A 19,839-nucleotide genomic window follows, 5' to 3' on the forward strand; every position below is an offset into this window, starting at 1 on the left:
TTCCTTAGTAAGCCCGCAGCGTCTGAAAGACGGCAGCCAGCTTGTTAGCATCTTTAATACCCGGTGCGCTTTCGACACCTGAGTTGAAATCTAAACCTATGCAGCCTGTTTTTGCCGCTTCGACGCAGTTATCTGCACCCAGTCCGCCAGCCAGAATGACGTTTTCCAGATTCTGACCTGCCAGGAGGGACCAATCGAAGCTTTGCCCGCTGCCGCCCTGGCCATTGTCGAAGAGATATTTGTCGACGTGGTTTAAATCACGCGCCGGTAAACTCTCTTTAACGCTAAGTGCTTTCCAGATTTGCACGTTCGCAGGCAGGATGGCACGTAGCTCGTCGATGTACGTCTGATCTTCGTCGCCATGCAATTGAACAGCATTAAGCGAGAATGCCTCAGCTTTTTGCACGACTTCATTAACTGGAGTATTGCGGAATACGCCTGCATATTTCAGCGGTGCGCCAGCAATCACCGATGCGGCGGTTTCATCGCTAACGAAACGCGGTGATGTTGGCACAAAAATCAGGCCGCCATAAATGGCACCCGCTTCATAGGCGGCGCGAGCATCTTGCGCACGGGTCAGGCCGCAAACTTTGTTGTTGCCTAATGTGACGCGGCGAACCGCTGCATTGAGATCGTCTTCGCCCATTAAGGCGGAGCCAATCAGGAAGCCGTTGGCAAAATGGCTTAGTTCACGAATCTGGCCGTAATTGCTGATGCCGGACTCGCTGATGACCGTCACGCCATGGCCTAATCGCGGCGCTAACTGGCGTGTGCGGTTGAGGTCGATGGATAAATCGCGCAGGTCGCGGTTGTTGATACCGACAACTTTTGCTTTCAGCTCAATCGCACGTTCCAATTCTTCTTCATTACTCACTTCGGTCAGCACGCCCATATTCAGGCTGTGCGCAACGGCAGCGAGCTGGCGATATTGTTCGTCGTCGAGTACCGATAACATCAGCAGGCAGGCATCGGCCTGATAAAAACGCGCCAGGTGAATCTGATACGCGTCGATAATAAAGTCTTTGCACAATACTGGCTGCGTGACGATGTCGCTGACAATTGGCAGGAAATCGAAGCTGCCCTGGAAATATTTCTCGTCAGTCAGTACTGAAATGGCGGAAGCGTAGTGTTTATAAACATTAGCAATACGCGCCGGGTCAAAATCATCACGAATCACGCCTTTAGATGGAGAGGCTTTTTTACACTCCAGAATAAAGGCTGTACGGGCACCTTGCAGAGCATGATAAAAATTGCGTGTTGCCGGTACGATGTTGTTCTGGAAACTTGCCAGGGGTTGTTGTTGCTTGCGTGCTTCAACCCAAATCGCCTTATCGTCGACGATCTTCTTTAATACTGTTTCCTGCATGACTTATCCTCTTCCTGCCAGCGCTGTAACCCGGTCATACGCAGCACCGCTGCGCAGTACTTCCAGCACTCGTTGTGCGTTCGCTTTAAGATCTTCTTGCCCATGCAGGCGCATTAACATTGCGACGTTTGCCGCTACAGCGGACTCATGAGCTGTCTCTCCTTTACCTTGTAACAGGCGGCTGAGAATGTCACGGTTTTCTTCCGGTGTGCCGCCTGCAAGCTGGTCCTGGTGATAAGCAGGAAGGCCAAAGTCAGTCGCTTCCAGTTGGTAGCTTTTGATCTCGCCGTCATGCAGCTCAGCAACTTGCGTGGTGGCATGCAGAGACACTTCGTCCATTCCACCGCTGTGTACCACTGCCGCACGTTTGTAACCCAGGACTCGCAGGGTTTCGGCAATCGGCAACACCAGTTCTGCACTGTAAACGCCAATCAGCGCCATTTGCGGGTGAGCCGGGTTAATCAGCGGCCCGAGCACGTTAAACAGGGTGCGGGTTTTTAACTGCTGGCGCACGGGCATCGCATGGCGGAAACCAGTGTGGTATTTCGGTGCGAACAGGAAACAGACGCCCAAATCATCAAGTGCTTTACGGGACGCTTCAGCACTCATTTCCAGATTAATACCAAACGCGGCCAGTAAGTCGGAAGAGCCAGATTTACTGGAAACACTCCGGTTACCGTGTTTGGCGACTTTCAGGCCCACAGCGGCGGCCACAAAGGCGCTGGCGGTGGAAATATTAATGCTATTGCTGCCGTCACCGCCGGTGCCGACGATATCGGCAAACGGATAATCCGGGCTTGGGAATGGCGCTGCGGCTTCAAGCATTGCAGTCGCGGCACCGGCAATTTCGTTGGGATGCTCACCGCGAACTTTCATGCTGACCAGCGCCGCAGCCAGTTGTTCTGGCTTCAGCTCGCCGCGCACAATCGCAGCAAATAGCTGGTGGCTTTCTTCACGGCTCAGCGTCTGTGCTTTGTACAGCTTGTCGAGAATCGGTTGCAGCGTGTTGGCTTGTTTTAACTTCAGCAGCGCCCAGTCGAGCGTTTGTTCCAGCAGGCGCGCGCCGTGCGTGGTCAGAATAGATTCCGGGTGGAACTGGAAACCACACACGCGGTCGGCGTCGTGACGAACCGCCATCACCATACCGTCGAAATGAGCGTTAATCGTTAAACCCGCCGGAATGTTGCTGCCAACCAGTGAGTGGTAGCGTGCAACCGGCAGCGGATTCGGTAAACCGGCAAACATCGCTTCGCCGTCATGGGAAATAATCGACGCTTTACCATGCAAGATTTCACCCGCCTGGCCGACATAACCACCGTACGCTTCAACAATCGCCTGGTGACCGAGGCAGATACCGATAATCGGCAATTTGCCACGTAGACGCGTCAACAATTCAGGCATACAGCCCGCTTCACTAGGCGCACCAGGACCTGGTGAGAGCATCAGTACCGGGTTGTCCATGGTTTCCAGACGCTCAATTAAGGTCTGTGCTGGAACATGGTTACGGTAGATGACGACATTGTGTCCGTTAGCACGCAGCTGATCGGCCAGGTTATAGGTAAACGAGTCGATATTATCGAGCAGCAGAATGTCAGCCATCAGAAAATCTCCTGTGCATGATGCGCGGTAGCGATAGCGCGCAGTACAGCGCGGGCTTTGTTACGTGTTTCGTCAGCTTCGGACTGCGGTACGGAATCTAGCACCACGCCAGCCCCAGCCTGTACGGTGGCAATGCCGTTTTCGACGTAGGCGGAGCGGATAACGATGCAGGTGTCTAGATCACCATGAGCGGTGAAGTAACCCACGGCACCGCCGTAGCTGCCGCGACGCACGCCTTCGGCTTTGGCAATTAACTGCATAGCGCGAACTTTCGGCGCACCGCTCAGCGTGCCCATGTTCATACAGGCGCGGTAAGCGTGCAGCACATCCAGATCTTTATGCAGCTCGCCAACCACACGGGAAACCAGGTGCATCACAAATGAATAACGGTCGACTTTGGTCAGGTCGGCAACATAACGGCTGCCTGGGGTGCAAATGCGCGCCAGGTCGTTACGCGCCAGGTCAACCAACATCAGATGTTCGGACATCTCTTTATGGTCGGTACGCATTTCCAGCTCAATGCGACTGTCGAGGTCACGATCAAGCGAACCATCAGCACGGCGACCGCGTGGGCGAGTCCCGGCAATCGGGTAGATTTCAATCTGGCGGGAATCGGCGTCGTATTTCAGCGAGCTTTCAGGGGATGCGCCAAACAGCGTGAAATCGTTATCCTGCATGAAGAACATATAAGGACTTGGGTTGCTCTTTTTCAGCGTCTGATAGGCGGCCAGCGGAGAAGGGCAAGGCAGCGAGAAACGGCGTGACGGCACCACCTGGAAAATTTCACCGATGCGAATCGCTTTCTGCATTTTGCGCACCACATCGCCAAACTCTTCATCGCTCTGGTTGCATTCGCAGGTCATGCGCTCGACTTTTTGTACTGGCAGTGGTGCGGGCTCTTGCTCCATCTGCTTGCTCAGTTGCGCAGTGCGTTGAATCAAACGCTGCTTTTCTGATGCTGACGGGGTGAACAAGCTCGTCTGAATGCGGGTGTGTTTTTTCTGATGGTCGATTACCAGCAACGTCTCTGCCAGGTAGAAACAGTAGTCGGGACAGTTGTTGTCTTGCTTGAGTTCGGGCAAGTCTTCAAATCCTGCCACCAGGTCGTATGCAAACAAGCCGCCGAAGAACATCGCTTCGCGCTCGTTTTCCGGTACGGTGACCAATTCCTGCATAATGCGGAAGGCGTCAAAAACGGAAAGCGAACACAGGCGAGCGTCTTCATCCAGCAGGGAACTCACCGCCGGGAACCGCAATACACGGCCTTGCGGCGAGTGTTGATTCTCGACACCTGATGGCAGCGCGGCATCCAGCAAGGGAAGTAACGACGCACCATTTTCTGAAAGGGCGTGAATAGTGACGGTGTCACCTAAAGCGGTAATGCGCAACGCACTGTCGACTAATAGCAAGCTTTTTAAATCGTCTTTGCTATCGATATCGGCTGATTCGAGTAGCAGTGTCGCAGGGCGAGCGCCGCACAGCTGGTGGAAAACGGCTGTCGGGTTATCACGATATGGCGCGTCGTTAATCAGTAATTCGAGCGCTGGTTTTTGTGTTTGCATTTTTTGCTCTCATATTTTGTTCAAAAAAAAGCCCGCTTCATTGGCGGGCCTGGTATCTGGACTGAATTTCAGCCATAGCGATGACACTGCCCGTTATCAGGAAGTACGCCACCAGCTGTGCATGCGGATTATCGCTTTCATTATCAGATACCTTTCTCGTGTGAACTTGCGTACTAGTTAACTAGTTCGATGAATCAAAGTCAATAGCGATTTTTAGTTATGAAGGAAAATCGCTATCATGAGCGGCGTTTTTCATTTTATTAACACACCCGGAGTTATTTTGAGCCAACCAACACTAGCGGTGATTTACGACTTACATAGCCATACCACCGCGTCAGATGGCCTGCTAACGCCCGAGGCGTTAGTACAACGAGCCGTTGAAATGCGTGTTGGCATTCTGGCAATAACAGACCATGACACAGTAGCCGGAATTGCTGCTGCAAGGGAAGCGGTATCACGCCTGCAATTGCCACTGCGTTTAATTAGTGGCGTTGAGATCTCAACCATCTGGGAAAACCATGAAATACATATTGTTGGATTAGGTGTTGATGAGCACAATCCGCAATTAGCTGAGTTCCTTGCCCAGCAAAGTGAGCGCCGTGTTCAGCGAGCAGCATTAATCGCAGAACGCCTGGAAAAAGCACATATCCCCGGAGCACTGGAAGGCGCGATGCGCCATGCCAACGGTGGCGAAGTGACTCGCGGGCATTTCGCGCGTTTCTTGGTGGAGTGTGGTAAGGCCAATACCATGGCTGATGTGTTTAAGAAATATCTCGCAAAGGGGAAAACCGGTTACGTTCCGCCACAGTGGTGTACAATAGAACAAGCTATTGATGTCATTCATCATTCTGGCGGGCAAGCGGTTCTGGCGCATCCAGGCCGTTATGACCTGAGTGCTAAATGGCTGAAAAGGTTGCTGGCGCACTTTGCCGAAAATGGTGGCGATGCCATGGAAGTCGCGCAGTGCCAGCAAGCTCCCAATGAGCGCACCCAACTTGCGAGTTACGCACAGCAATTTAATTTGCTGGCGTCACAAGGCTCAGATTTCCATATGCCTTGCGCGTGGATCGAGCTTGGGCGCAAGCTCTGGCTGCCTGCAGGCGTAGTACCTGTTTGGCAGAATTGGGATGTCGGCCACATCGCAAAATAGAGGGCAGTCGTATGAGTCAATTTTTCTATATTCACCCGGATAACCCACAACAGCGTCTGATTAACCAGGCTGTTGAAATTGTTCGTAAGGGCGGCGTTATCGTTTACCCAACCGACTCGGGTTATGCATTGGGCTGTAAACTTGAAGATAAAACGGCAATGGAGCGCATTTGCCGCATCCGTCATTTGCCTGATGGGCACAATTTTACGTTGATGTGCCGGGATTTATCCGAGCTTTCAACATATGCATTTGTTGATAACGTGGCGTTTCGTTTAATCAAAAATAATACGCCAGGTAATTACACCTTTATTCTCAAAGGCACCAAAGAAGTTCCGCGCCGTTTGTTGCAGGAAAAGCGTAAAACGATTGGCTTACGCGTTCCTTCCAACCCGATAGCGTTGGCGTTGCTGGAAGTGCTGGACCAACCGATGTTATCGACATCGCTGATGCTGCCAGGCAGTGAGTTTACCGAGTCAGATCCAGAAGAAATTAAGGACCGTCTCGAAAAGGTTGTCGATTTAGTTATCCACGGTGGTTACCTTGGGCAGCAGCCGACAACGGTTGTTGATTTAACTGAGGATGCACCTGTTGTTATCCGCGAAGGTGCCGGTGACGCTAAGCCTTTCTTATAAGTGCGTCTGCGGCTATACTGTGCGGCCTAAAATGGGGCTGACATGCTTCATTATCCCAATTCGACGCCTGTGAAGGCGACACCCGAGGAAGCTCAATGAGCGATAAGAGCGAAAAGTTACAAAAAGTTTTGGCCCGTGCAGGCCATGGTTCCCGTCGTGAGATTGAAACCATTATCTCTGCCGGCCGTGTCAGTGTGGATGGCAAAGTTGCCAAATTAGGTGATCGTGTTGAAGTAACACAGGCCCTGAAAATCCGTATTGATGGTCACCTGATTTCCATTAAAGAATCTGCAGAACAGATTTGCCGCGTGTTGGCTTACTACAAGCCAGAAGGCGAATTGTGTACGCGTAATGACCCGGAAGGGCGTCCAACCGTATTTGATCGTTTACCAAAACTGCGCGGTGCGCGCTGGATTGCGGTCGGTCGTCTGGATGTGAATACCTGTGGTTTATTACTTTTCACAACTGACGGTGAGCTGGCAAACCGCCTGATGCACCCAAGTCGCGAAGTAGAGCGTGAATACGCAGTACGTGTGTTCGGCGAAGTTGACGACGACAAAGTGAAGCAACTGGGTCGTGGTGTGCAGCTTGAAGATGGCCCGGCCGCGTTTAAAACCATCAAATTTACCGGTGGTGAAGGCATTAACCAATGGTACAACGTTACTCTGACTGAAGGCCGCAACCGTGAAGTGCGCCGCCTCTGGGAAGCAGTAGGTGTCCAGGTTAGCCGTCTGATTCGTGTGCGTTACGGTGACATCCAGTTGCCGAAAGGCCTGCCACGTGGTGGTTACACTGAACTCGATCTGGGGCAAACTAACTACCTGCGTAAATTGGTAGAGTTGCAGGAAGAGACAGAAAGCAAAGTGGCGGTAGAAAAAGACCGTCGCCGCATGAAGGCGAACCAGATTCGTCGTGCGGTGAAACGCCACACGCAAACCACGGGTAGTGGTGGTGGCCGTCGCGGTGGACGCTCCAGTTAATACATCAATCCCCTCTGACGAGGGGATTTTTTTATCTAGTAATCGATACCGATTTGCGCTTTAACGCCTGCATCAAAGGCATGTTTGACCGGCCTTAACTCACTCACCGTATCCGCCACTTCAAGAATATCCCGATGACATCCGCGCCCGGTCACGATAACCGTCTGGTTTGCAGGACGCTGTGTAAGCGCCGCCAGCACCTCTTCAAGAACCAGGTAATCGTAGGCGACCATATAGGTGATTTCGTCGAGGAGAACCATATCCAGTGACTCATCTGCCAGCATACGCTTTGCATGCTCCCACACTTCCAGACACGCTGCGGTATCAGTTTCACGGTTTTGAGTATCCCAGGTAAAACCAGTTGCCATAACCTGAAACTCAACACCCAGTGGTTCTAGTAGATTACGTTCACCGTTTGGCCACTGGCCTTTGATAAACTGGATCACACCGACTTTCTTACCGTGGCCAACGGCACGGGTTGCAGTGCCAAAAGCCGCTGTTGTTTTCCCTTTACCGTTTCCGGTAAAGACAATCAAAATACCGCGTTCATCTTGTGCTGCAGCGACGCGAGCATCGACTTTCTCTTTTTGGCGCTGTTGGCGCTGCTGGTAACGATCTTCACTCATTCGGAAATTCCTGGTTTACGGTTGGGTTGAGCATCAAAGCTCATTCCTGTTTTACGACGACTATCATCGCCCATCAGCCATAAATAGAGCGGCATGAGGTCCCGTGGCGTTTTCAGCTTATCAGGATCCTCTGTGGGAAATGCGCTAGCACGCATTGCAGTACGTGTACCACCGGGGTTTATACAATTGACGCGCAAATTATGTTGTTTATATTCTTCCGCCAGCACTTGCATCATCCCTTCGGTGGCGAACTTTGATACCGCATAGGCACCCCAGCCCGCACGTCCCTGGCGGCCTACACTTGAGCTTGTGAAGACTAACGAACCGGCATCAGATTTGAGTAATAAAGGAAGCAATGCCTGAGTCAGGAAGAAGGTGACGTTAACATTTACCTGCATCACGTTCTGCCATATTTGCGGATCTTGTTCATCCATTGGGCAAATATCGCCGAGGATACCGGCATTGTGCAGTACACCGTCTAAGCGCGGAAAAAGAGCTGAAAGATTTTGTGCAAGACTCTGGCAGTCTTCGGGTGTTGCGTTGGAAAAATCCAGGGTAAACCAGTGCGGCAAGGTGCCATTACTGGTGTTGATTTCATCGGCGACTCTACGCAGCTTATCTTCGTTGCGGCCAAGCAGAATGACGTTTGCACCATAACGTGCATAAGTTAAGGCGGCTTCCCGTCCGATACCATCACTGGCGCCGGTGACTAAAATGATGCGATTTTGCAGTAAATCTGTTTTCGGTTGATAGTGCACTTTCAACTCCTCGCGCGATGCTTTTGCTCACGTCTTATTTCTCGGATTTATAACCTTTAGGCTTTATGCCTGAAAGGACTGGTTATTTCAATCAGGCAACAGGAGACAATACCTTTGATTAACATTTTGCAAAAGTTTCATTTTGCTAAAGGCATTCAGGAAGAGGGCTCGCAGCATTTATAGTTGCTTACAGACGTAGAATCACGGCTCGGTTACACTGGGTGATAGATATTTAATGCTCTGAATGGAAGGCGGAAAGCGTGGATCTGATTGCAAACTATGGGTTGTTTTTGGCGAAAATTGTCACGGTCGTTGCGGCTATTGGTATTCTTGTCACGATTATTGTGAATGTTGCCAGTCGCAAAAGACATCAGCGAGGTGAGCTGCGTCTCACCAATTTAAGTGAACAATACCAGGAAATGCAGGAAGAAATGCAGGTGGCAAGGCTTGATGGCCATCAGCAAAAACTCTGGCATAAAGCTCAAAAGAAAAAACACAAACTCGAAGCGAAACAAGCAAAAGCACGCGCTAAACGAGGTGAAACGGTTATTTCTGGCAAACCAACACTTTATGTATTGGATTTTAAAGGAAGTATGGATGCTCACGAGGTTACTTCCCTGCGCGAAGAGATAACCGCAGTATTGGCCGTAGTGAAGCCCGAAGATGAGGTTCTGCTGCGTCTGGAGAGTCCTGGCGGTGTTGTTCATGGTTACGGGCTTGCTGCATCGCAATTACAGCGTCTGCGCGACAGCAAAGTACGTCTGACGGTTGCTGTGGATAAAGTAGCAGCCAGCGGTGGTTATATGATGGCGTGTGTGGCTGACAAAATCGTCGCTGCTCCGTTTTCTATTATTGGCTCGATTGGTGTCGTCGCACAGGTTCCAAACTTCCATCGCTTACTAAAACGCAATGATATAGATGTTGAGTTGCATACTGCCGGGCAGTACAAACGTACGTTGACACTGTTTGGTGAAAACACCGAGCAGGGGCGCGAGAAATTCCGTGAAGACCTCAACGAAACCCATCAGCTGTTTAAGCAGTTTGTCCATGATATGCGCCCATCATTAGATATTGATTCCGTGGCGACAGGTGAACATTGGTACGGCACTCAAGCTTTAGAAAAAGGTTTGATCGATGCAGTGAGCACCAGTGATGATTTGCTGATTAATCTGATGAAAGACCGCGAAGTGATCAACGTTCACTACACGCGCCGTAAAAAAATGATGGACCGTTTTACCGGTAGTGCGGCAAATAGCCTTGATAATCTTTTGCTACGCTGGTGGCAGCGTGGTGAAAAACCACTGTTGTAATCAAATTCAGCGCGTAATTAAAAACGAGGCCTTTTGGCCTCGTTTTTTTGTTTAGTCTTGCAGGTGATATTTTTCAGCAAATACATGCGCAAGATGTTTAAACATATTAAATACGGCGGTGCTTTTGCCGGTAGGTAAGCCTTGCTCATCAAGGAAGTATTCACCTTTGAATACCAGCACCCCGTTTTTTTGTTCGACGTCAGTTGCTTCCATTCCATGCATGAAATCTTCATGGGCACGGATAACTTTGTTGGCTTCAATAATTAGCGACTGTTTATCGATAGGTTGAGTGGTCGGTTTCATGATTTCCTCCTTTAAAAACTGGCAGTAGTGTACTTCCGCTATACTGCAAAGGGCAATATCTCCTGAGTAAACCTAAGGTGATTTAATCAGTTTAGTGTGCTGGCAGGAATCGGAGCTGCATGCTAATAAAGTTGCGTAACTCATTTTATCAGGTAGAGTGTGACGCTTTCGCAAATCTGGCAACGGAATTGCTTGACATTCAACCAAAGTTCCGTCGTGCTATGTCACCGATGCGAAAGACTCGTTATCTCAATCACCTGCGAATGTTCGCTTAATCTGGCTGGTGATGAAAAAAGAGTTGATATCCATTGACGCTGTCGCAATATAGAAAAGCGCGTCGTCAGTGGAAGGTGCAACTAGCGTGCGACGTCTCCTGGAAGAATTACATTAGGTAAAGGTGAATATGGGTAAAGCTCTCGTCATCGTTGAGTCCCCGGCAAAAGCCAAAACGATCAACAAATATCTCGGGAATGACTACGTGGTTAAGTCCAGCGTCGGTCATATCCGTGATTTGCCGACCAGTGGATCAACCACCAAGAAGAGCGCTGACTCCGCCTCCACCAAAGGGACCAAAAAGGTCAAAAAGGATGAACGCGGCGCGCTCGTAAATCGTATGGGTGTCGATCCATGGCACAACTGGGAAGCACAGTACGAAGTGCTGCCTGGTAAGGAAAAAGTGGTTTCGGAACTGAAATCACTGGCTGAAAAAGCAGACCATATCTATCTCGCAACCGACCTTGACCGCGAAGGGGAAGCCATTGCATGGCACCTGCGGGAAGTTATCGGTGGTGATGAAACGCGTTACAGCCGCGTTGTTTTTAACGAGATTACAAAAAATGCAATTCAACAGGCCTTCGAAAAGCCGGGCGAATTAAATATTGACCGTGTTAACGCACAGCAAGCGCGTCGCTTTATGGACCGCGTTGTGGGCTACATGGTGTCTCCGCTGCTGTGGAAGAAAATTGCCCGTGGTCTTTCTGCTGGCCGTGTACAGTCTGTTGCTGTGCGTCTGGTGGTTGACCGTGAACGCGAAATTAAAGCGTTTGTGCCGGAAGAATATTGGGAAATTGACGCGAACCTGACGACGCCGAAAGGCGATAGTCTGCCGGTTCAGGTCAGTCACCATAAAGACAAGCCATTCCGCCCGGTTAACCGTGAGCAGACCATGTCTGCGGTTAGCGAACTGGAAAAAGCCAGTTATTCGGTGCTTGAGCGTGAAGATAAGCCAACCAGCAGCAAGCCTGGTGCGCCGTTCATTACCTCTACTTTGCAGCAGGCTGCAAGTACCCGTCTTGGTTTTGGTGTGAAGAAAACCATGATGATGGCACAGCGTCTTTATGAAGCGGGCCATATTACTTACATGCGTACTGACTCAACTAACTTGAGCCAGGATGCGGTGAGCATGGTACGTGGTTATATCGAAGAGAGTTTCGGTAAGAAATATCTTCCAGAAGCCGCGAATCATTACTCCAGCAAAGAAAACTCGCAAGAAGCGCACGAAGCGATTCGTCCTTCTGATGTGAGTGTTGTTGCCGAGTCGCTCAAAGACATGGAAGCTGATGCACAGAAACTTTACCAGCTGATTTGGCGCCAGTTTGTAGCGTGCCAAATGACGCCTGCGCAATACGATTCCACTACCTTGACTGTGCAAGCCGGTGATTTCCGTCTGAAAACGCGTGGCCGTACGTTGCGTTTTGATGGCTGGACGAAAGTGATGCCTGCGCTGCGTAAAGGTGACGAAGACCGTACATTGCCAGCTGTAGAGCAGGGTGACGAACTCGCACTGGTTGAGATCATTCCTGGCCAGCACTTTACTAAACCACCGGCTCGTTTTAGTGAAGCCTCGTTGGTTAAAGAGTTGGAGAAACGTGGGATTGGTCGCCCGTCTACGTACGCATCGATCATTTCCACCATCCAGGATCGTGGTTATGTGCGTGTAGAAAACCGTCGTTTCTATGCAGAAAAAATGGGTGAAATCGTTACTGATCGCCTGGAAGAAAACTTCCGTGAGCTGATGAACTACGATTTCACCGCGCAAATGGAAAGCAGCCTTGACCAGGTGGCTAATAATCAGGCCGAGTGGAAAGGGGTGCTGGACAACTTCTTTAGCGATTTCAGTGAGCAACTTGGTAAAGCTGAGCTGGATCCGGAAGAAGGCGGTATGCGTCCAAACCAGATGGTACTTACCAGCATCGATTGCCCGACCTGTGGTCGTGAAATGGGTATTCGTACTGCCAGTACCGGTGTGTTCCTCGGTTGCTCCGGCTACGCATTGCCAGTGAAAGAACGCTGCAAAACCACCATCAACCTGGTGCCGGAAAACGAAGTCCTCAATGTTCTTGAAGGGGATGATGCGGAAACTAACGCACTGCGTGCGAAACGTCGTTGTACCAAATGCGGTACTGCGATGGACAGCTACCTCATCGATCCAAAACGTAAGCTGCATGTTTGTGGTAATAACCCAACATGTGATGGTTACGAAATCGAAGAGGGCGAGTTCCGCATTAAGGGTTATGACGGCCCAATCGTTGAGTGTGAGAAATGTGGTTCTGAAATGCACCTGAAAATGGGGCGTTTCGGTAAGTACATGGCTTGTACTAACGACGATTGCAAAAATACCCGTAAGATCCTGCGTAACGGTGAAGTTGCTCCACCGAAGGAAGATCCGGTTCCGTTGCCAGAACTTCCTTGCGAGAAGTCGGATGCCTATTTTGTCCTGCGTGATGGCGCGGCGGGTGTTTTCCTTGCGGCAAACACTTTCCCTAAATCGCGTGAAACACGAGCGCCGTTAGTGGAAGAGCTTTACCGCTTCCGTGACCGTCTGCCAGAGAAACTGCGTTACCTGGCTGATGCACCACAGCAAGATGCAGACGGCAACAAAGCGGTAGTTCGCTTTAGCCGTAAGACTAAGCAACAGTATGTTTCTTCTGAAAAAGAAGGCAAAGCGACTGGCTGGTCAGCATTCTTTGTTGATGGTAAGTGGGTTGAAGGTAAGAAGTAATCCTTCTTAAAATTTAAAAGCCGGGGCATTTGCTCCGGCTTTTTTATATCCTTTTATATAACCTGATTATTATTTTTTCTTTCAATCTATACATAGATGATATAACTGATATAGTAGTTGAAGAGAATTTCACCTCGTCTGAACCCCTGCCACTGCGTGTGTCGGGGCTGCTTTTACTGCGGATGGAACGCCATGAAACTACAGCAACTTCGTTATATCGTAGAGGTGGTAAATCACAACCTCAACGTCTCGTCGACGGCAGAAGGGCTTTACACTTCTCAGCCGGGGATCAGTAAACAAGTTCGTATGTTGGAGGACGAACTGGGGATTCAGATCTTTGCGCGTAGCGGCAAGCACCTGACTCAGGTGACGCCTGCCGGGCAGGAGATTATTCGAATTGCCCGCGAAGTGCTCTCAAAAGTGGATGCTATTAAATCTGTCGCCGGTGAGCACACCTGGCCGGACAAAGGTTCGCTGTACGTCGCCACAACTCATACACAGGCTCGTTATGCGCTGCCAAATGTGATTAAAGGGTTTATCGAGCGCTACCCGCGTGTCTCGCTGCATATGCACCAGGGGTCACCAACACAAATTGCTGAAGCAGTGTCTAAAGGCAATGCCGATTTTGCGATAGCGACCGAAGCTTTACATCTTTATGATGATTTAGTGATGTTGCCTTGCTATCACTGGAACCGCTCGATTGTTGTCACGCCTGATCATCCTCTAGCATCAAAAGAGTCCGTCTCTATTGAAGAGCTGGCGCAATATCCGCTGGTTACCTACACCTTTGGTTTCACCGGGCGTTCTGAATTAGATACGGCATTTAATCGTGCGGGACTAACACCACGTATCGTGTTCACAGCAACTGATGCTGATGTGATTAAAACTTACGTGCGCCTGGGATTAGGGGTCGGGGTTATTGCCAGCATGGCGGTGGACCCGGTATCAGACCCTGATTTGGTGCGTATTGAAGCCCAGGGCGTATTTAGCCACAGCACCACTAAAATTGGTTTCCGCCGCAGCACGTTCTTGCGCAGTTACATGTATGATTTCATTCAGCGTTTTGCCCCGCATCTGACTCGTGATGTGGTTGATACCGCTGTAGCATTAAAATCTAACGAAGATATTGAAGCGATGTTTAAAGATATTAAATTACCAGCAAAATAATATCGCGAGGTATCTTTCCATGCGCGAAAGATACCTCTTCTCATTTGCATAAAGAATATGATTTACCTCTCGCCATATTTATTCCCTTCTTGAAACTCTCATTTCCCACATAATATAAGTGGTTAATCTGTCTCAATTAAGAGACAAACGTAGATAATAAATAACCACTGCGCAAATTTAGTGTTTCAATTATTTATTTCAGGTCAAAAGATTAAATATTTTCCTGCAACTGGAAAGCAATTTCGCTGGCTTTTGTACTAGAGTTTCTTTAGGATTAATCCCAGCTGGCGATTAATTATACCGATTGTTTAATGATTTATGATAAGTGGTGCCGATTGTATGAGGTTAGCAATGCCTTCAGGAAGTGAAGAACCGCAAAAGGAAACAGGGCTTAAGCGTAAAGCCTGGATGGCGGTGTTTCTCGTATCAGGTCTGTTCTGGCTCGTTGTCGCGTTGGCAGCCTGGCATTTTTGGGGGTAATTATGACAACCCTTGCTCAAACAAAAGTGCAAAAAAGTGTACGTCAGCAAGATGACAAGCTGCAGAAAGAAGCAAAATCTGGTGAAGTTCAGGTTCCTGAGTCGTGGCAGTTGACTCAACAACAAAAAGAATTTATCGATCTGTTTTCAACAGACGAACATATAGAACAATAAGAGTTATTTTTATTTACCTTTATTTAACTTGCGGTCAATCACACTTTTTTATTATATGTGATTAACACCTCACTCTTTAAGTAATCACTACACACAGCAATATTCAAGCAGACTGATTAATTATTCAGTCATAGTGTTTACCAAAAATAAAGAGAGTGGATTATGGATACTCACTGTAGTGCCAAATACTGGTCATGGCTTAGCGTATTTTCCGTTTCGTTTGCATTTTGGGCCCACATGGTCTGGATGCTTACTCACTAATTATTCCAACACCCCGGTCTCCTCCGGGGTGTAATCAAATCTCTCTTCTGTCTTTACACAACCCAATTTATCAATTTGGGTTGTTATCAAATCGTTACGACATCTTTGTGTTATCTTTAATACTGTCCCTGATCTTAGTCAGGGATACCGCTATCCTAAGAAATTTACGGAGGAGCTATGTCGTTAACCCTACGAGAGGCCAGTAAGGATACTTTACAGGCGCTAAATAAAACCTATCACTATTACAGCTTGCCGCTGGCCGCAAAGGAACTTGGGGATATCACTCGGTTACCCAAGTCATTGAAAGTTCTACTTGAAAACCTGCTGCGCTGGCAGGATGAAGACTCCGTCACTCAGGATGATATTCATGCCCTGGCCGCATGGCTGAAGAATGCTCATGCCGATCGTGAAATTGCTTATCGCCCCGCGCGTGTTCTGATGCAAGATTTTACTGGCGTACCGGCAGTGGTTGATTTAGCCGCCATGCGTGAAGCCGTAAAACGTCTGGGCGGAGATGTTGCCAAAGTTAATCCACTTTCTCCTGTTGACCTCGTTATTGACCACTCCGTGACTGTCGATCATTTCGGTAATGATGATGCTTTTGAAGAAAACGTTCGCCTGGAAATGGAACGTAATCATGAGCGATATGTTTTCCTGCGCTGGGGCCAACAAGCATTTAGTCGTTTTAGTGTGGTACCACCAGGAACTGGAATCTGCCACCAGGTCAATCTGGAATATCTTGGAAAAGCAGTATGGAGCGAAATGCAGGGTGATGAGCTGGTAGCTTATCCAGACACGCTGGTGGGCACCGATTCACACACCACGATGATCAACGGCCTTGGTGTTCTGGGCTGGGGAGTGGGCGGTATAGAAGCGGAAGCTGCCATGCTGGGTCAGCCTGTTTCGATGCTGATCCCGGATGTTGTCGGTTTTAAACTTAACGGCAAATTGCGGGAGGGCATTACTGCGACGGACCTCGTGCTCACCGTTACGCAAATGCTCCGTAAACACGGTGTGGTTGGTAAATTCGTTGAATTCTATGGTGATGGCCTGGACTCATTGCCACTGGCCGATCGCGCAACCATTGCCAATATGGCACCAGAATATGGTGCAACCTGCGGTTTCTTCCCGATTGATGCCGTTACGCTGGATTACATGCGCCTGAGCGGGCGCAGTGAAGAGCAAATAGCACTGGTGGAAGCCTATGCTAAGGTTCAGGGTATGTGGCGTAATACGGGCGATGAACCCGTATTTACCAGTACACTGGCCCTGGATATGGATGAGGTTGAAGCAAGCCTCGCTGGGCCGAAACGCCCACAGGATCGTGTTGCACTGGGTGACGTGCCGAAAGCCTTTAGCGCTAGCAATGAGCTTGAAGTAAATAGCAGCCAGAAAGATCGCGCACCTGTGGATTACACCATGGGCGGGAAGAGCTATCAGTTGCCAGACGGGGCGGTGGTTATTTCGGCCATTACGTCTTGTACTAACACTTCAAACCCAAGCGTTCTGATGGCGGCGGGCTTGCTGGCTAAAAAAGCCGTGACCTTAGGTTTAAAACGCCATCCGTGGGTAAAAGCTTCACTGGCACCAGGCTCTAAGGTTGTTTCGGATTATCTGGCAAAAGCGAAACTTACTCCTTATCTCGATGAATTAGGTTTTAACCTGGTTGGTTATGGCTGCACCACCTGTATTGGTAACTCCGGGCCGTTGCCTGACCCCATCGAACAGGCAATTAAGAAGGGAGATCTGACTGTTGGTGCCGTGTTGTCAGGAAACCGTAACTTCGAAGGGCGTATTCACCCGCTGGTGAAAACTAACTGGCTGGCATCGCCACCGTTAGTGGTGGCTTATGCCCTTGCCGGAAATATGAACGTTAATCTGACCACCGACCCACTTGGGTATGACCGCAAAGGTGATCCTGTTTACCTCAAAGATATTTGGCCGAGCAGCCAGGAAATCGCCCGTGCAGTCGCACAGGTATCAACGGAAATGTTCCATAAAGAGTACGCTGAAGTCTTTGAGGGAACACCAGAATGGCAAAGTATCGAAGTAGACCATTCAGATACTTACGGTTGGCAGAGTGATTCTACTTATATTCGTCTGTCGCCATTCTTTGATGATATGGAAGCTACGCCGAAACCATTGCAGGACATTCATGGTGCCCGCGTGCTGGCCATGCTGGGAGATTCAGTAACTACCGACCACATTTCACCAGCCGGAAGTATTAAGCCTGATAGCCCAGCAGGGCGTTATCTACAAAACCATGGTGTTGAGCGCAAAGATTTTAACTCCTATGGGTCGCGTAGGGGTAACCACGAAGTGATGATGCGTGGGACTTTCGCCAACATTCGCATCCGTAACGAAATGGTGCCGGGTGTTGAAGGGGGAATGACGCGTTTGCTACCTGGCGATGAAGTCATCTCAATTTATGACGCTGCAATGAAATATCGCGACAAAGGCATTCCGCTCGCGGTGTTTGCCGGTAAAGAGTATGGCTCCGGTTCCAGCCGTGACTGGGCGGCAAAAGGCCCGCGTCTGCTAGGGGTGCGAGTGGTTATCGCTGAGTCATTTGAGCGTATCCACCGTTCAAACTTGATTGGCATGGGTATTTTGCCACTGGAGTTCCCACAGGGAGTGACTCGTAAAACGTTAGGACTGACCGGTGAGGAGTTTATTGATATCAGTGGGCTCAACGATCTGACGCCTGGCGCTACGGTTCCGGTGATATTAACCTTCGCCGATGGTAGAAAAGAGGTGGTGGAGTGCCGCTGCCGTATTGATACCGGCAATGAACTAACATACTTCAAAAATGACGGCATCCTGCATTACGTTATTCGCAACATGCTAAATTAGACAAAAATCTCCCCCAGCGATGGGGGAGAAATCTCTTAATCTTCAGATAGCAAATGGCCCATTTTGGCGGCCTTAGTATCCAGGTAATGCGCGTTTTTCGGATTACGGCCGACAATCAGCGGCACACGTTCAACGATATTAATTCCCGCTTCACTGAGAATTTCTACCTTGCGTGGGTTATTGGTCAACAACCGTACAGCATCAACACTTAATAGCTTAAACATGTCAGCACACAGCGTGAAGTCACGTTCATCGGCGGCAAAGCCGAGCTGGTGGTTGGCTTCGACCGTATCGTAGCCTTTATCCTGCAATGCATAGGCGCGGATTTTGTTAAGCAGACCAATGTTACGGCCTTCTTGACGGTGATATAACAAAATACCGCGGCCTTCTTCTGCAATCTGGGAAAGAGCTGCTTCAAGCTGGAAACCGCAATCGCAGCGCAGGCTGAATAGGGCATCTCCCGTCAGACACTCAGAATGTACTCGCGCCAGAACAGAATCATTCCCGCTAATATCACCAAAAACCAGAGCAACGTGGTCTTGTCCAGTTGCCAGTTCTTCAAAGCCCACCATCAGGAAATCGCCCCATGGGGTTGGCAGTTTGGCTTCTGCCACACGTTTAAGCTGCATGTGATTCTCCAGGTACTTATGTTGGCACTCATCGCGCCTGCCAGCTGTCTGGCTTGTTTAATTACTTCTGGCTATTTTGCCACAACGGCGGGTACTTCACCTAATTGACTGCCACGGCTCCTATTTTTACGCTATGCGTTACTCTACGTTTTCCCATCGGTGCGCTTTTTCAGGTATTCTTGATATTCAAATTGCATAAGGATAAGTGATGCGGGCAATAGCAAAGCGAACGACAATGGGTGCCGGAATACTGTTAATCATGCCTTTAGCCGTATGGATTTCGGGGTGGCAGTGGGTTCCCGGTGGAAATAGTGTCTGGCTTAAAATGATGTATTGGGTGACCGAAACCGTAACCCAGCCCTGGGGCATTATTACTCATGTTTTGCTGTGCGGTTGGTTTTTATGGTGCCTGAGGTTTCGCTTAAAAGCAGCACTGATGCTATTTGCCATACTCGGTGCGGCTATCCTTATTGGGCAGGGCGTTAAATCTGTCATCAAAGATAAAGTGCAGGAACCGCGTCCGTTTGTTGTGTGGCTGGAAAAAACGCAACATATTCCAACTGATGAGTTCTACAATTTAAAGCGTAAGCAGCGTAGCGAACTGGTAAAAAACCAGCTTGAAACGCAACAGGAAGTCCCGGGTTGGTTACGTAAACACTGGCAAAAAGAGACCGGTTTTGCGTTTCCGTCAGGACACACGATGTTTGCGGCAAGTTGGGCCTTATTGGGTGTTGGATTGTTGTGGCCTCGCAGGCGAACTTTGACAATTGCTTTGCTGTTAGTTTGGGCAACAGGTGTAATGGGCAGCCGGTTGCTTCTCGGGATGCATTGGCCACGGGATTTAGTGGTAGCCACAATCATCTCCTGGGCGTTGATAACATTGGCAACCTGGCTTGCTCAAAAATTATGCGGCCCGCTTTCACCGCCGCCGCAAGAAGCTGATGAAATAGCCGAACGGGATGATGAGCCTTGAGATTATTGATTTAATC

General features: G+C 49.5%; 18 protein-coding genes and 1 other annotated feature. Of the genes, 11 read left to right on the plus strand and 7 right to left on the minus strand.

Annotation, left to right across the window (positions count from 1 at the left end; all coding sequences use genetic code 11):
* Positions 1-4: 4 nt before the first annotated feature.
* From trpCF to LVQ79_RS01315, 3 genes are read right to left on the minus strand one after another with little or no spacing between them, the layout of a single operon-like run.
* Positions 5-1,366, minus strand: coding sequence for a bifunctional indole-3-glycerol-phosphate synthase TrpC/phosphoribosylanthranilate isomerase TrpF (gene trpCF, locus LVQ79_RS01305; RefSeq protein WP_232863626.1), 1,362 nt, complete (start codon positions 1,364-1,366; stop codon positions 5-7).
* Positions 1,367-1,369: 3 nt separating this feature from the next.
* Positions 1,370-2,965: a bifunctional anthranilate synthase glutamate amidotransferase component TrpG/anthranilate phosphoribosyltransferase TrpD gene (trpD, locus tag LVQ79_RS01310; RefSeq protein WP_151993620.1), complete on the minus strand. Its 1,596-nt coding sequence runs from the start codon at positions 2,963-2,965 to the stop codon at positions 1,370-1,372.
* Positions 2,965-4,527 carry an anthranilate synthase component 1 gene (locus LVQ79_RS01315; RefSeq protein ID WP_232863627.1) on the minus strand — a complete coding sequence of 521 codons (1,563 nt, stop codon included), beginning with the start codon at positions 4,525-4,527 and terminating at the stop codon, positions 2,965-2,967. Before LVQ79_RS01315 ends, trpD begins: the two co-directional genes overlap by 1 nt.
* Positions 4,528-4,549: 22 nt before the next feature.
* Positions 4,550-4,647 (minus strand) — a sequence feature (Trp leader region).
* Between the two features lie 118 nt (positions 4,648-4,765).
* Between LVQ79_RS01315 and rnm the strand changes: the two genes are divergently transcribed.
* The 3 genes from rnm to rluB all read left to right on the plus strand — a co-directional run bounded on the left by rnm (position 4,766) and on the right by rluB (position 7,289).
* Positions 4,766-5,677, plus strand: a complete 912-nt coding sequence (rnm, locus tag LVQ79_RS01320) for an RNase RNM (RefSeq protein ID WP_370639815.1) — start codon at positions 4,766-4,768, stop codon at positions 5,675-5,677.
* Between the two features lie 11 nt (positions 5,678-5,688).
* Positions 5,689-6,309, plus strand: coding sequence for an L-threonylcarbamoyladenylate synthase (locus LVQ79_RS01325; RefSeq protein ID WP_034455425.1), 621 nt, complete (start codon positions 5,689-5,691; stop codon positions 6,307-6,309).
* Between the two features lie 95 nt (positions 6,310-6,404).
* A complete protein-coding gene (rluB, locus tag LVQ79_RS01330; protein ID WP_064511633.1) occupies positions 6,405-7,289 on the plus strand; it encodes a 23S rRNA pseudouridine(2605) synthase RluB in 885 nt (294 codons plus the stop codon).
* A 35-nt stretch (positions 7,290-7,324) separates the two neighbouring features.
* On the opposite strand, the gene cobO is transcribed toward rluB, so the two are convergent.
* On the minus strand, positions 7,325-7,915 hold the full coding sequence (cobO, locus tag LVQ79_RS01335; RefSeq protein ID WP_232863629.1) for a cob(I)yrinic acid a,c-diamide adenosyltransferase: 591 nt from the start codon (positions 7,913-7,915) through the stop codon (positions 7,325-7,327).
* Positions 7,912-8,673 carry a YciK family oxidoreductase gene (locus LVQ79_RS01340; protein ID WP_232863630.1) on the minus strand — a complete coding sequence of 254 codons (762 nt, stop codon included), beginning with the start codon at positions 8,671-8,673 and terminating at the stop codon, positions 7,912-7,914. Before LVQ79_RS01340 ends, cobO begins: the two co-directional genes overlap by 4 nt.
* A gap of 260 nt (positions 8,674-8,933) precedes the next feature.
* On the opposite strand from LVQ79_RS01340, the gene sohB reads away from it, so the two are divergent.
* A complete protein-coding gene (gene sohB / locus LVQ79_RS01345; protein WP_232863631.1) occupies positions 8,934-9,983 on the plus strand; it encodes a protease SohB in 1,050 nt (349 codons plus the stop codon).
* A 51-nt stretch (positions 9,984-10,034) separates the two neighbouring features.
* On the opposite strand, the gene LVQ79_RS01350 is transcribed toward sohB, so the two are convergent.
* On the minus strand, positions 10,035-10,286 hold the full coding sequence (locus LVQ79_RS01350) for a YciN family protein (protein ID WP_034455430.1): 252 nt from the start codon (positions 10,284-10,286) through the stop codon (positions 10,035-10,037).
* Positions 10,287-10,689: 403 nt separating this feature from the next.
* Between LVQ79_RS01350 and topA the strand changes: the two genes are divergently transcribed.
* The 6 genes from topA (at position 10,690) to acnA (ending at position 18,221) form a co-directional block, all read left to right on the plus strand.
* Entirely contained in the window at positions 10,690-13,287 is a 2,598-nt protein-coding gene (gene topA / locus LVQ79_RS01355; protein ID WP_232863632.1) for a type I DNA topoisomerase, read from the plus strand.
* A 192-nt stretch (positions 13,288-13,479) separates the two neighbouring features.
* Positions 13,480-14,454 carry an HTH-type transcriptional regulator CysB gene (cysB, locus tag LVQ79_RS01360; RefSeq protein WP_064511628.1) on the plus strand — a complete coding sequence of 325 codons (975 nt, stop codon included), beginning with the start codon at positions 13,480-13,482 and terminating at the stop codon, positions 14,452-14,454.
* Positions 14,455-14,772: 318 nt separating this feature from the next.
* Positions 14,773-14,934, plus strand: a complete 162-nt coding sequence (locus LVQ79_RS01365; RefSeq protein ID WP_074388631.1) for a YmiA family putative membrane protein — start codon at positions 14,773-14,775, stop codon at positions 14,932-14,934.
* Between the two features lie 2 nt (positions 14,935-14,936).
* A complete protein-coding gene (locus LVQ79_RS01370) occupies positions 14,937-15,107 on the plus strand; it encodes a YciX family protein (RefSeq protein WP_232863633.1) in 171 nt (56 codons plus the stop codon).
* Positions 15,108-15,269: 162 nt separating this feature from the next.
* On the plus strand, positions 15,270-15,368 hold the full coding sequence (gene ymiC / locus LVQ79_RS22510) for a small membrane protein YmiC (RefSeq protein ID WP_279586320.1): 99 nt from the start codon (positions 15,270-15,272) through the stop codon (positions 15,366-15,368).
* A 177-nt stretch (positions 15,369-15,545) separates the two neighbouring features.
* On the plus strand, positions 15,546-18,221 hold the full coding sequence (acnA, locus tag LVQ79_RS01375) for an aconitate hydratase AcnA (RefSeq protein WP_232863634.1): 2,676 nt from the start codon (positions 15,546-15,548) through the stop codon (positions 18,219-18,221).
* Between the two features lie 35 nt (positions 18,222-18,256).
* Here the strand turns inward: acnA and ribA are convergent, their stop codons facing one another.
* On the minus strand, positions 18,257-18,850 hold the full coding sequence (ribA, locus tag LVQ79_RS01380) for a GTP cyclohydrolase II (protein ID WP_034455434.1): 594 nt from the start codon (positions 18,848-18,850) through the stop codon (positions 18,257-18,259).
* 208 nt (positions 18,851-19,058) lie between these two features.
* Here ribA and pgpB point away from each other — a divergent pair, with 208 nt between their 5' ends.
* Entirely contained in the window at positions 19,059-19,823 is a 765-nt protein-coding gene (gene pgpB, locus LVQ79_RS01385) for a phosphatidylglycerophosphatase B (RefSeq protein WP_232863635.1), read from the plus strand.
* Positions 19,824-19,839 lie beyond the last annotated feature (16 nt).

Source organism: Buttiauxella cochleicola, from assembly GCF_021282405.1.
Lineage (GTDB): Bacteria > Pseudomonadota > Gammaproteobacteria > Enterobacterales > Enterobacteriaceae > Buttiauxella > Buttiauxella massiliensis.